Here is a 12,440-nt window from a genome sequence, read left to right as displayed (position 1 = left end):
GTCCATGCCAAAAGCGACAGGAGATTCGAGATGGCACGTAAGAGTGAGAACGCCGCAGACGACAAGAAGCGGACCAATAAGCTGATCCACGCGGCGATGGCCGCCCCCTACCAGAGTGGCTACCAGTCCACCGACGACGGCGAGTTCATCAGCCTTGTCGCCAACGGATGCGCGGCGAGCTTGGACGGCGGCGAGTACCCCCCGCGTGGACACGGCTACCCCAGCAAGGAGGGGTGACCGTGGTCTCCCGCCAGCCCTCGCGGAGCAAGCAAGCCGCGTCGCGCGTCACATGCAGGATGTGCGGGGGCAGCGGCGAAGTCGCCATCGAGGTTCGCGTGGGGCGCGGGCGCCGTAAGACCGGCCAACACCAGCTCGCTCTGTGCCCGGACTGCTTGGGCGGCGGGCAGTGACCAAGTCCCGTCCGCGCCTGGACCCCGTGCTGATCCAAGCCGTCATCGCTGGCGCGCTCTCCTTCGCGCACCTGCATGACCTGGCGGAAGCGGCCGGGCAGCACGGGTGGAAAGCCTGGGCCTACCCGGTCTCCGTGGACCTGCTGTTGGTGGCCGCGTGGCGTCGGTTGCGGTCGGTCTCGGGGCGGGCGAAGACGGTGGGCTGGTGCTGGTTCCTGATCGCGCTGGCCGCGTCCCTGGGGGCCAACATCGCCACCGCTGGCCTGCTCGACCTGGGCAACGTGCCGGCGTGGTTGCGGGTGATGGTCGCGGGGTGGCCAGCGGTCGCCTTCTTCGGCGGCACCCTCCTGGCCCACACCCCGTCACCGGCCCCGGCGAGCACCCACGAGGTACCCACGGTGCCCGATGTGGCATCGGAGCCCGCGCCGGTCCTCGACGCGCCGGCCCCGGGGCCTGCGGCACAACTCCCCGCGGCTTCCGCCGAATCCTCGCCTGTCAAGCCCACGCCTGATCCCGCGCCTGAACCCGTGGCCGCTGAGTCGTTGCCCGCTGGTGTGCCGGTCGCGCTGGTGGACCACGCCCGCAAGGTCGCCGACGCGCACCAGGCCCGTACCGGCTCTCCGATCGACACCGACACCCTTCGCGCTCGCCTTGGTGTCCCCGCGCCGATGGCCACCGCCATCGCTGCCCAACTCTGAAAGGACACGCACCTGATGCCGCGTCCGAACCGCTTCCGCGACGTGGTCCGCATCGGCCCCGTTCAGGTCGGCACCTACTACGACGGCCGTGGCCGCGACAGGCACACCGCCGCGTGCACCGCCCCGCGTTGCGGCTTCTCCGCCGAGTACGACAGCCGCGCCGCCGCCGAACTCGCCGCCCGCACCCACCACTGCACCTGACACCACCAAGGAGGTGAACTCCCGTGCGCCACCCCGACGCGCAGTTGCGAGCCGGCCACCGGCCCGCGCACCTGATCCCGCCCGGCACCCACCCCGGCACCGTGACGATCGTCCAGGCCCCGGCCCGCTCCTACGCCGGCCCGATCCTGCTCACGATCACGATCACGCTCGGCACCTCGCTGGTGATCGTCATTCTCGCGATCACCTTCCAGCTCGCCGTGGCCGCCGCCGCTGCCGCGCTCCCCACCATCGGCGGTACCGCCATCACCATCAAGCTCACCAAAACCCGAAAGGGGGCCTGACATGGGCCTGTTCAGTAAGCGTCCCCACCCCGACCAGGACCAGCACATCGAGGAGGTCGAGGAGGTCAAGCGTCGCGGCGGGCAGCTCCGTAGGGAGATCTACGCCCGGATCGAGGACGGCACCGCCACCAAGGACGACAAGCGCATCTGGAACGCCGGCCGCAAGCGCTCCGGCCGCATCAAGTAACCGCCGTCCCAAACGACCCCACCCATCCAGAACCAACGGACCCGAAAAGGGGGCCTGACATGGGCCTGTTCAGCCGTAAGAACGACGAGAAGCCCGCCAACCCCGCCATGGCGGAACTGGGCCGGGAGTTCGCCAACGCCAAGCGCCACGGCGACCGCAAAGCCATGAAGAAGATTGCCCGCCAGGCCAGCGACAGCTTCATCAACGACGAGGACGTGGCCTCGTTCCAGCAGGGCCAGGAGGCGTACAACGCCATCCCGCCCGGCTACTCCAAGCCCCGCCGCAACCGCCGCCGCTAACAGCCCCCGGGGCGGCTCTCTCGCCAAAGACCGCCGCCCCGGGCGCCTCCACCCACTTCCAGACCCACCGGCCCGAAAGGGGAATCACCATCATGCATCACAACGACCCGTTCGCTGCCCGTATCTGCCCGCACTGCGACGGCTACGCCACCGTGGCTATCGACTGCGGAACCCGCGACCGCGCCGGGCAGCGCGTCACGGCCCTCGTTGACTGCCCCGCCTGCTGGGGCTGGGGCATCTACCCCCGCATGCCGCGCCACCACACGCCGGCCGCGAAGTGATCGCCATGGCCAACCTGACCCCGAACCCGAACGTGCCGGGTGTGCACGTGAGCAAGCCGTCCCCCAACGCCCCGGCCACCGGCTCCGCTGTCTGCCACTGCGGCGCCCGCGCCACCGCCACCGGTGACGACCAGGTTCGTGCCCTGGTCGAGGGCTACACCAAGCACCACGGCCCCGCCCACCACAAGGGGGCCACCACATGACCCACCCCGCCACCACGGCGGGCCTGGACCCGATCACCCTGGGCGACGCGCTCAGGGTGACCGGGTCCCCCGGCTTCGACCGCTGGCAAGACCAGATCCGCCGCAACGGCGGTTGCTCCGACCCCATCCACCTGACCGGCTCCACCGTCACCCGCGACAAGATCACCGGGGAGGTGCTCCACTCCTACAGCACCGAGGGTGAACCGGGCGGACGCTTACGGTTGGCCTGCGGCAACCGCCGCGCCTCCCGCTGCCCCTCCTGCGCCTGGACCTACGCCGGCGACACCTACCACCTCATCCGCGCCGGACTCGTCGGCGGCAAAGGCGTCCCCGACACCGTGCGCACGCACCCGAAGGTGTTCGCCACCCTCACCGCCCCCAGCTTCGGCCCCGTCCACAACCGCCCCACCACCGGCCGCTGCCGCTGCGGCACCGCTCACCACGAGGGCGCCCCCGAACTCGGGACCCCGATCGACCCGTACGCCTACGACTACGCCACGGCCGTGCTGTGGAACAACCACGCCTCCGACCTGTGGCGACGCTTCACCATCTACCTCCGCCGCGAGATCGCCGCCCGCGCCGGCCTGACCCAAAAGGCAGCACGCGAACAGTCCCGACTGGCCTTCGGCAAGGTCGCCGAATACCAACGCCGGGGCGCCATCCACTTCCACGCCATCATCCGACTCGACGGACCCACCGGCCCCGATGACCCGCCACCCGCGTGGGCCAGCGTCGCCCTGCTCACCGACGCCATCCACGCCGCAGCCACACGCGTCGCCGTACCCGTCCCCGCCTCCGGCGACCACCCCGCCCGCACCCTGCGCTGGGGCACCCAGGTCGATGCCCGCCCCATCGGCGCCACCACCGCCAACGGCGACCTGACCGACCAAGCGGTTGCCGCCTACGTGGCCAAGTACGCCACCAAGGCCGCTGAGACCACCGGCACGGTAGACCGCCGCATCGGCGAGCCGGCTGAACTCGACAAGCTGCCCGGCCTGCCCGAGCACGCCCGGCGCCTGATCCGCGCCTGCTGGGACCTCAACGACGCCTACCCCGACCGGCGCCTGTGGGCCTGGGCACACATGCTCGGCTTCCGTGGCCACTTCTCCACCAAGGCCCGGGCCTACTCCACCACCCTCACCGCGCTCCGCCAGGTCCGCGCCGACTACCGCGCCGCCCAACAACGCGCCGCCCTCGGCCTCGACCCCGACGACGCCCCAGAGACCACCACGCTCACCCTCGCCCACTGGACCTACGCCGGCCACGGCCACACCCCCGGCGAATCCTGGCTCGCCCAGAACATCGCCCGAGACCTCGCCACCAATCGCGAGATGAAGCGCGAGGTTCTGGCGGACCTGGATGACGCGGAGGTCTGGAATGCCTGACGAACTGCTGACCGTCCGCCAGGTCATGGCCACGCTGAAGCTTGGCCGGACCAAGGTTTATGACCTGATCCGCACCAAGGAACTGCCCTCGCTGACCATCGGCCGTAGCCGTCGCATCCCGGCCAAGGCGGTACAGACCTACCTCATCTCGCGCATGGACCTCGGGGAGGCGGCCTGATGCCGAAGCGACGTAGCAGGGGTGACGGTGGCCTGCACTGGGACGACACCCGTCAGCGTTGGATCGCGACCGCCACTCTCGGCTATGACCCGAGCGGCAAGCGCATCGTCAAGCGCGGCAGTGGTCGGACGAAGACTGAGGCGAAAGCCAAGCTGAAAGAGGTGCTTCGCGACTACGAGGACGGTCTTGCGATCGCTCCCACCGGCTACACGGTCAAAGACGCGGTGACCAACTGGCTCACCTACGGACTGACGGACGTGGACGCCACCACGGTGAGCAACTACACCACGCTGTGCGAAAAGCACGTCGTTGCCAGCCTCGGCGCTCGCAAGCTCCGGGACCTCAGCGCGGACGACGTTGACAAGTGGCTGGCGGCCAAAGCGAAGACGCACAGCACGCGCACGCTGCGGCTCCTGCACTCGTGCCTCAACCGCGCCGTGAAGCGAGCCATGGCCAGGGACAAGGTGAAGCGCAACGTGGTCGAGCTGTGCTCCGTACCGAAGGGACAAGCGGGACGCCCCTCGAAGGCGCTCAACCTGACCCAAGCGGGTGCCGTGCTCGACGCAGCCGCGGATTCGCGCCTGCATGCGTACATCGTGGTCGCGTTGCTTGCCGGTGCCCGAACCGAGGAGTTGCGGGCACTCACCTGGAGCCACGTGGACCTCGAAGGTACGCGCCCGGGGAACGCGCCGCACATCGCGGTATGGCGCTCGGTACGGGCCAGCGGGGACACGAAGACCCGGAAGTCTCGCCGGACACTCGCTCTGCCCGGGCGTTGCGTCGCCGCCCTCGGCGAGCACCGGCAGCGCCAGGCCGCGCAGCGTCGGGCGGCTGGTGAGCGCTGGGCTGAACACGATCTGGTGTTCACCTCGGCGGTGGGCACGGCACTCGACGCCTCGAACGTCCGCAAGTACTTCCGGCAGGTGCTCGCCACCGTCGACGGGATCGATCCGGAGGACTGGACGCCAAGGGAGCTCCGGCACAGCTTCGTCTCGCTGCTCTCCGACAAGGGCATCCCCGTCGAAGAGATCGCCCGACTCGTCGGCCACTCCAGCACGAGCGTCACGGAGACGGTCTACCGCAAGCAGATCAGGCCCGTGATCCAGACGGGCGCGGTGGCCATGGACGAGATCTTCGAACCGTAGTCACGCAGATAGACACGCAACAACAAGAGGGGCCCCGATTCGGGGCCCCTCATCTGCGCGCTCGGCAGGATTCGAACCTGCAACCTCTTGATCCGTAGTCAAGTGCTCTATCCGTTAAGCTACGAGCGCTTGCTTCCCGGCGTTTTCTTGCCCGGTCGGCGTTGCGGGAACAACATTACATGACCTGCGCCGCGAGGTGAAATCCATTCCCCCGACCTGCTCTGACCTGCACAAACGCCCACAGAGCATGATCACCGTCGGGCGAAGTGGACGATCACGGGTGGGTGGCCGGGAGGCGCGAGATGTCGCGATCGTGCCGGGAGACGTGACCGCCGCCACGCATCCCGGTCCGCCCAGCCAGCCCGGCCCGCGCCGGTGGCACCTGAGGCGGCGCCCGCCATGACGCGCACGCCGCCCCACCCGCGCCGAGGCGCACGCCTCACACCGTGACGCGCACCCCACCCCATGGCCCGCACCCGCCCTGCGGGCAACGCAAAAGCCCCGGCCGTACGAGACGGTCGGGGCTTTGTACAGAGCGGAGGCTCCGGGATTTGAACCCGGGATGGGGGGTTACCCCAAACCGCATTAGCAGTGCGGCGCCATAGACCAGACTAGGCGAAGCCTCCACACACGGACCACGCGAGCGCGCGGCGTGTGTGCAGATGATGACACAGCCCTGCGGGCCGTCACCAATCGCGGCCTACGGTACTCGGCGTTCGGCGGGGGCGGCAAAGGCGTATCGCCGCCGCGAGGGTGGTTTTTTTGGTGCTTTCCGGCGATTCGCCGCTTCGGAGCGGGCTTCTTGCGCAACGGACATCCCACCGGCGCGTTAGTCGGACAAGGGCGCGCCGCGCCCCGTAGTCGCACGATCTTGGAGTCCTGGATGTCACCGCACCGCCTCATCGTCGCCGCCGCAGCCGCCGCGGCCGTGGTTCCCGCCTTACTGAGCGTCGCGCCGCACGCCGCGGCCAAGCCGCTGCCGGTTCCGGCGCCCGGGCCCACACACCACCTCACGGTCACGGTGTCGGACACCGGCAAGGTCGCGGACCAGCGGACGTACCACCTCTACTGCCACCCGACCGGCGGCAACCACCCGAACCCCGCGGCGGCCTGCGCCGAGGTGTCCAAGAAGACGACGTGGGGGGCCGACCCGTTCGCGCCGGTGCCGAAGGGGACGGCTTGCACCAAGATCTACGGCGGGCCGGCGACGGCGCACGTCGGCGGGCGTTGGTCGGGGCGGCCGGTCAGCGCCGACTTCTCGCGCGTGGACGGCTGCGAGATCAGCCGCTGGAACAAGTTCGCGAAGTTGTTGGGCACCCCCCGCAACTGATGACCCGGCCCCGGCGCGCGCGGCGCGGGGCCCCGGCCCGGAGCACCTGGTGGGACCTCGTGCCCCCGCCCAGGACCTCGGTCCCGGACGGGGGCACGTTTCTGGCAGAGGCACGTTTCCGACACGGCCACGTCTCTGACGGGGCGCCACCGCTCTCTCGCCGGTCCCGCCCTCTCTCCGTTCCCGCCGTCGCCGCTCGCAGCGATGGCGTTTCGGGCATGCTTGCCATTTCCGAAGTTCTTTGTTGTTTTCACCTGTTCGGTGACGTTCGGGGGCTTCTCCTCGCTCGCCGCGATTCCGTGGTGAACCGCGCGTATCGGCCCCGTGGCGCATCGCGCGCGCCCGCTCCGTACGGCCGCGCGTGGCGGTGTCGTACGCGCTCGTGGCGCCCTCGTTCCGGCCTCGTACAGGCTTCATATGGGGCCAGGGGGCGCGGTCGGCGCGGGGCGGATGGGGGTGCGGGGAGGTCGGGCTGGTCCTGGTTCGGGGGCGAGCGTCGGGGCCGGCGAGGTTTGCCCCAGGGTGCGCCACGCGCGTCGCGGCTCACGCTCATCCGCCGCCGCGTCGAGGGCGCCTGCCCGTAGACTCATCCCCTAGTGACACCAGCGGGACGGGCGGCAGGATGGCGCCGGGTGTCCGCACGGAGCGTAGATCTGGGAGGAAGCGTCGTCGTGAGCAGCAGGCCATCGCGAGGCGCTGCTCGCCTCGCGGCGATACTCGACGCGCTGCCCGACGCCCTGTTGCTCGTCAACGCCAACGGCACCGTCGTCAACGCCAACCACATCGCCCTGGAGACCTTCGAGGCGCCGGGAACGGCGCTGGTCGGGCGGGGGTTGCTCGACCTGCTGCCGTCCTTCGACTCCAAGCGCATCCCCGGTTCGATGCGGCCGAGCGGCGAGGTCGAGGGCGTCCGGACGAAGCCGACCCGCATGATCGCGCGGCGGACCGACGGCATCCAGTTCCCGGTCGAGGTGACCAGCGCCAACCTGGAGGACGGCCGCACCCCGTACGTAGACCACCACAGCTACACCGGTGACGAGCTGCTCATGCTCGTCGTGCGCGACCTGACCGGCACGCTGGACACCGAGGCCGAACTCGCCCGGCAGCAGCGGCAGACCGAGATGATCCTGCGGGCCGCGGCCGAGGGCGTGGTGGGCGTGGACATCGAGGGCAAGGTCGTCCTCGTCAACCCGTCGGCCGCGCAGATCCTCGGCTACCGGGCCAGCGACCTCGGTGGGCAGGAGTTGCACCCGCTGGTCCAGCACACGCGCGCGGACGGCACGCCGTTGCCGTACGAGGAGACGCCGCTCGCCGACACGTTGCGCTCGGGCCGCAAGCACCGGGTGCGGGGGCAGGTGCTGTGGGCCAAGGACGGCCGGGCGGTGCCGGTGGACCTGACGACGGCGCCGGTGCGGGACGGCGAGCAGTTGGTGGGCGCGGTGATGACGTTCACCGACCGGCGCTCGTACGACGCGCTGGCCGCGCGGCACGCGCAGCTCCTCGCCGTGCTCGACGTCTCGCTACGTGGGCCGCTGGCCGAACTGCGCGGTGAGCTGGGCGGACTCGCCGCCGACCCGGCCGGGCAGTTGTGGCCCGAGGCCAACCAGGTGCTGCACTACCTCGCCGCGGGCTACGCGCGCATGACGACGTTGGTCGACAACGTCCTCAGCTACCAGCGGCTCGCGGCCGGCAAGGAGCGGCTCGCGCGCGAGACGGTGTCGCTGGACGCGGTGGTGGCCGCCGGCGTCGAGGGCGCGATCGAGCTCATCGGCCCGGGCCGGGCGCGGTTCGCGGTGCACGCGCCGCCGATCGAGGCCGAGGTGGATCCCGTACGGCTGGCACAGGCGCTCGCCCATCTGATCGCTGACGTGGCCGGGCTGGACGCGACCGGCAACGCGATGGCGGTCGACGGGGCCGCGCAGGACCCGGGGGCGCACGGCGCGCCGGGTGGCGCGCCGCAGCCGGCCGCCGCGCCCGGCGACTCGACGATCGTGGTGGCGGCGGCGCAGCGCGGTGACGTCGTACGGATCGAGGTACGCGGCCCGCACCCGGGTGGCGACCCGGTGCACGAGCCGATCGTGCGCGGCATCGTCCGCAAGCACGGCGGCGTGTTGCAGACGCACGAGATGCCGGGCATGGGCGGCAGCGCGTACGTGCTCGAAGTGCCGGTCTCCGCCGACGGCAAGCCGCTGACCAGCGGGCGGGCGGACACCGACGACAGCACGGGCGCGGTGCGCGTTCCCGTGGACCAGGACAACTCCACCACCGTGATGCCGGTGCCCAAGGAGCCGGCGCGCGGTACGGACGGCGCGCGGGCCGCGGGTGTCGCGGGGGGCGGTGACGCCGCCGGTGGCGGGCCGTCGTCCGGGCGTCGGGCGCGTCGTACGGGCGCCGAGGGCGAGGCGGCGGGCCAGGGGACGCCGGGTACCGAGGCGGCCGGGGGCGGTGACGGCAACGGCGGTGGTGCCGACGCCGACGGGGGCGCGCGGCAGCGGCCCACCGGGCGCCGGCGTGCGCGGCGTGACCCCGCCGAGGAGCAGCCCGCTGGCCAGGGCGGTGACGCCGGCGCGGGCGGCATCCCGGTCGGTCCCGGCATTCCGGTGGGGCCGGGCGCGGCCGGACCGGTGGCGGACGAGGCCAGCAGCGGTCAGCGGCGCCGGGCGAACCGGCACGCGCGCGACGGCGGTACGGGGCAGGCGCCGGGTGGCCCCGGGAAGATGGGCGCCGTCGAGGGGCCGGCCGGCCCCGAGGACGGGCCGCGCGCCGGCGACGCCCGGCCGGTGCCCGCGCAGGGCCTGCCGGCCGGCGGCCCCGCCCCGACCGGGCGGCGGGCCAGGCGCGGCCCGCACGGGGGCGAGGCGGGCGCCGCCGCTCCGGGCCCGGGCCAGCAGCCCGACCCGCGTCACGGCGGCCAGCTCGCCGTGCCGGCGCAGGGCCAGCCGGGCGGCCCGGGGCAGCCGGGCCAGCCGGGCGGCGGCGCGGACGGGCAGCGCGGCGCGCACGCCGGCCGGCACGAACAGGTGGGCCAGCCGGGCCAGGCCGGCGCGGCGAACCAGGCCGGGCACGCGGGCCAACCGGGGCGACGTCCCGAGCAGTTGGCGGGCGGCGCCGGTCAGGGCGGTGCGGGTCAGGGCGGCGCCGGTCAGGGCGGCGCGTTGGCGCTGCCGCCCGCCGCGAGCGACGCGCGGGGCGGGCCGCAGGGGCCGGGCGGCCTGGAGCCGGCCGCGCTCCCCGGGGCGGCGGGCCGGCCGGGCGGGCGCCCGGCGGGCCCCGAGACGGCACGTACGGAACAGGACCCGGGCCAGGCCGGGGCGGACCCGCGCTCCGGGGGCTGGGCCGTCGCGCCCAGCGGCGGGCCGGCGGCGGCGGTGGACCCGCAGCAGCCGGGCGACGTGGCGCGGCAGGGCGAAGCGGCGCGGGGCGACGGGCCGCAGGGCACGGGGCGGCGGCGGGCTCGCCGGGCGCTCGGCGAGGCGGCCGAACACTCCGTACCGCAGCAGGCGCACCCGCGGGGCCCGGACCAGGGTCCGTCGCGGGGGCCGGGTCAGCAGGCGGGCCCTGGGCAGCAGTCGACGGCGCAGGCGCACGAGGTGCCGGCCGGGCGGGTGCCGTTCGCGCTGCCGCCGGCGGCGGCCGACCAGCAGGAAGCGGGAGCACAGGGCGCGCCGCAGGGCCTCGGCCCGGTCGGCATGGTGCCCGCGCAGCCCGCGTACGGCGCGACCGGCCCCGCGGCGCAGGACGTTTCAGGCCAGGCCGGCGGCGCCGGTGCGGCGGGCGCGCCGTGGCCGACCGGCGTGCCGGAACCGCGCGCCGAGGCCGTGCCCCCGTGGGGCGGGCCGCACGACCCCGAGGCGCGGCAGCAGCCCGGCGCGGCCGTCGGCGACGGGCCGTACGACCAGGGGCAGCAGGCCCAGCAAGCCCAGCAGGGACCCGGCCAGCCAGGGCCCGGTCAGCAGGGGCAGGGGCAGCGGCGCGCGCGGCGCCCGCTCGCGGACGAACCATCGCGCCCCGGCACCGACGGGCGCGCCGGCCAGCCCGGGCACCCCGGCCATGCGGGTCAGCCCGGCCAACCCGGTCAGCCCGATGTCCGGTCGCAGGGCGGCCGGCCCGGCGAGCAGCCGCCGACCGGGCGGCGTCCGCTCGGCGACCCGAGCAGCGGCGCCGGACACGCCGCCGCCGGCGGCGACGCGGCCCGCGCGGCCGACCCGTGGGGCGGCCGGCCCGCGTTGCCCGGCGCCGGCCCGCAACACGGCGAGCCCCAGCACGGCGACCCGCACCGAGCCGACCACCACCGAGGCGACCCCTCGCACGACACGCAGGGCCGCCCGATCAGCGTGCGCACGCTCGGTCAGGGCATGCCCTTCGCGCAGGCCATCCCCGACCCGACGGCCCCGCCGCAGCAGCCGCACCACCCCGCGCAGGGCGGCCAGCCCCCGCACGGGGCGGGCCAGCAGCAGCCGGGCCAGCCGCCCTCGACCGGGGCGGCCGGTTCGGGCCGGCGCCGCAAGCTGGCGGCGCGCCCCGAGGCGGGGTACCCGGACCCGAACGGGCCCGACGCGGGCCCCGACGCCGTGGGCCAGGGCCGGGGCGGCGAGCCGATGGGTGCGGGGCGGCCGGACGGCGCGGCGCTGCCCGGCCTGGCACAGCCGCCGCACCGCGCGCCGCAGCCGATGCCACAGGCCCCACAGCATCCGGGCCATGCAGGTCAGCAGCACCCGCAGCAGCGGCTGGCCTCCGGCGCCGGGCGGGCGTTCGCCATAGGCGCGCCGGACGAGGGCGCCGAGGGCCCCGAGCCGTTGGACGGGCCCAACGGCGCGGTCGAGGTCGTCGACGACCACCGCCCGCCGATGGACGACGAGCTGCCACCCGAGCCGCTGGACAACCCGCGCCGGCTGCTGGTCTGGCCGGCCCCCGACATGTCCACGCAGCAGGCGCTGAGCGACCGTGGCTACCGGCCGGTGATCGTGCACTCGCGCGAGGAGGTCGACGCGCAGATCGCCGCCTACCCCGCGGCGCTGTTCGTGGACCCGCTGACCGGCCCGATCACGCGCACGGCGCTCCAGTCGCTGCGGACGGCGGCGGTGGCGGCCGAGGTCCCGGTGCTGGTGACGGCCGGACTCGGGCAGGCGACGCGGGAGGCGGCGTACGGCGCCGACCCGGCCGTGCTGCTCAAGGCGCTGGCCCCGCGCGACAGCGAGCAGCACCCGCCGCGGGTGTTGCTGATCGAGGAGCACGAGCCGATCGCGGGCGCGCTGTCCGAGACGTTGCAGCGGCGCGGCATGCAGGTGGCGCGCGCGAACACGGACGCCGAGGCGGTCAACCTCGCCGCCCAGACCCGGCCCAACCTCGTGGTCATGGACCTCATGCAGGTACGCCGCCGGCGCGCCGGCATCGTGGACTGGCTCCGTGGCAACGGGCTGCTCAACCGCACCCCGCTCGTCGTCTACACCTCCGCCGACATCGACCCCGGCCAGCTCTCCCGGCTCAGCTCCGGCGAGACCGTGCTCTTCCTGGCCGAGCGCTCGACCAGCCCCGAGGTGCAGGGCCGCATCGTGGACCTCCTCGCCAAGATCGGCACCAACTAGCGCCGTCGCGGCGTCCCACCCCGCAGCGGCCCCACCCCGTCGGGCGCCCGCCCGACGGGCGCGCCTTCCGGCGCGGGCCCGCGCCGCCGTGCCCGTACGCGTAGACCCACGCCGCCGTAGGCCCGTACGCCCGCGCCATCACCCCGCACGCCCGCGTACCCGTACGCCGATGCGCACACCCGCACGCCCGCACGCCCGCACGCGACGATCCCCGCCCACCGAGGGCCCTCCCCCAA

At 73.9% G+C, this 12,440-nt stretch carries 13 protein-coding genes and 2 tRNA genes; 13 read left to right on the top strand and 2 right to left on the bottom strand.

Features of this window, described 5'->3' with window-relative positions; genetic code table 11:
• Positions 1-30: 30 nt before the first annotated feature.
• The 11 genes from OYE22_RS16830 to OYE22_RS16780 all read left to right on the top strand — a co-directional run bounded on the left by OYE22_RS16830 (position 31) and on the right by OYE22_RS16780 (position 5,289).
• The gene (locus OYE22_RS16830) at positions 31-237 is read left to right on the top strand and encodes a hypothetical protein (RefSeq protein ID WP_277321175.1); all 207 of its coding nucleotides are present in this window, start codon (positions 31-33) and stop codon (positions 235-237) included.
• Positions 238-406: 169 nt separating this feature from the next.
• A complete protein-coding gene (locus tag OYE22_RS16825; protein WP_277321174.1) occupies positions 407-1,108 on the top strand; it encodes a DUF2637 domain-containing protein in 702 nt (233 codons plus the stop codon).
• A gap of 15 nt (positions 1,109-1,123) precedes the next feature.
• Entirely contained in the window at positions 1,124-1,309 is a 186-nt protein-coding gene (locus OYE22_RS16820) for a mobile element transfer protein (RefSeq protein ID WP_277321173.1), read from the top strand.
• 23 nt (positions 1,310-1,332) lie between these two features.
• The gene (locus OYE22_RS16815) at positions 1,333-1,611 is read left to right on the top strand and encodes a hypothetical protein (protein WP_277321172.1); all 279 of its coding nucleotides are present in this window, start codon (positions 1,333-1,335) and stop codon (positions 1,609-1,611) included.
• A 1-nt stretch (position 1,612) separates the two neighbouring features.
• A complete protein-coding gene (locus OYE22_RS16810) occupies positions 1,613-1,798 on the top strand; it encodes a hypothetical protein (RefSeq protein ID WP_277321171.1) in 186 nt (61 codons plus the stop codon).
• A 59-nt stretch (positions 1,799-1,857) separates the two neighbouring features.
• Positions 1,858-2,097: a hypothetical protein gene (locus OYE22_RS16805; protein WP_277321170.1), complete on the top strand. Its 240-nt coding sequence runs from the start codon at positions 1,858-1,860 to the stop codon at positions 2,095-2,097.
• Positions 2,098-2,189: 92 nt separating this feature from the next.
• The gene (locus OYE22_RS16800; protein WP_277321169.1) at positions 2,190-2,378 is read left to right on the top strand and encodes a hypothetical protein; all 189 of its coding nucleotides are present in this window, start codon (positions 2,190-2,192) and stop codon (positions 2,376-2,378) included.
• A gap of 5 nt (positions 2,379-2,383) precedes the next feature.
• The gene (locus tag OYE22_RS16795; RefSeq protein WP_277321168.1) at positions 2,384-2,581 is read left to right on the top strand and encodes a hypothetical protein; all 198 of its coding nucleotides are present in this window, start codon (positions 2,384-2,386) and stop codon (positions 2,579-2,581) included.
• Entirely contained in the window at positions 2,578-3,966 is a 1,389-nt protein-coding gene (gene repSA, locus OYE22_RS16790) for a replication initiator protein RepSA (protein ID WP_277321167.1), read from the top strand. Before OYE22_RS16795 ends, repSA begins: the two co-directional genes overlap by 4 nt.
• On the top strand, positions 3,959-4,144 hold the full coding sequence (locus OYE22_RS16785) for a helix-turn-helix domain-containing protein (RefSeq protein WP_277321166.1): 186 nt from the start codon (positions 3,959-3,961) through the stop codon (positions 4,142-4,144). The genes repSA and OYE22_RS16785 overlap by 8 nt, the downstream gene beginning before the upstream one ends.
• Positions 4,144-5,289 carry a site-specific integrase gene (locus OYE22_RS16780; protein ID WP_277321165.1) on the top strand — a complete coding sequence of 382 codons (1,146 nt, stop codon included), beginning with the start codon at positions 4,144-4,146 and terminating at the stop codon, positions 5,287-5,289. Before OYE22_RS16785 ends, OYE22_RS16780 begins: the two co-directional genes overlap by 1 nt.
• Before the next feature lie 56 nt (positions 5,290-5,345).
• Here the strand turns inward: OYE22_RS16780 and OYE22_RS16775 are convergent.
• Both OYE22_RS16775 and OYE22_RS16770 read right to left on the bottom strand, forming a co-directional pair.
• Positions 5,346-5,418, bottom strand: a tRNA-Arg gene (locus tag OYE22_RS16775).
• Positions 5,419-5,825: 407 nt separating this feature from the next.
• Positions 5,826-5,915 (bottom strand) — tRNA-Ser (locus OYE22_RS16770).
• A gap of 257 nt (positions 5,916-6,172) precedes the next feature.
• Between OYE22_RS16770 and OYE22_RS16765 the strand changes: the two genes are divergently transcribed.
• On the top strand, positions 6,173-6,619 hold the full coding sequence (locus OYE22_RS16765) for an SSI family serine proteinase inhibitor (RefSeq protein WP_277321164.1): 447 nt from the start codon (positions 6,173-6,175) through the stop codon (positions 6,617-6,619).
• A gap of 671 nt (positions 6,620-7,290) precedes the next feature.
• Positions 7,291-12,204 carry a PAS domain-containing protein gene (locus tag OYE22_RS16760; RefSeq protein WP_277321163.1) on the top strand — a complete coding sequence of 1,638 codons (4,914 nt, stop codon included), beginning with the start codon at positions 7,291-7,293 and terminating at the stop codon, positions 12,202-12,204.
• Positions 12,205-12,440: the final 236 nt, after the last annotated feature.

It is taken from the genome of Streptomyces sp. 71268, from assembly GCF_029392895.1.
GTDB lineage: Bacteria > Actinomycetota > Actinomycetes > Streptomycetales > Streptomycetaceae > Streptomyces.
This window is presented reverse-complemented; position numbering and strand designations above follow the sequence as displayed.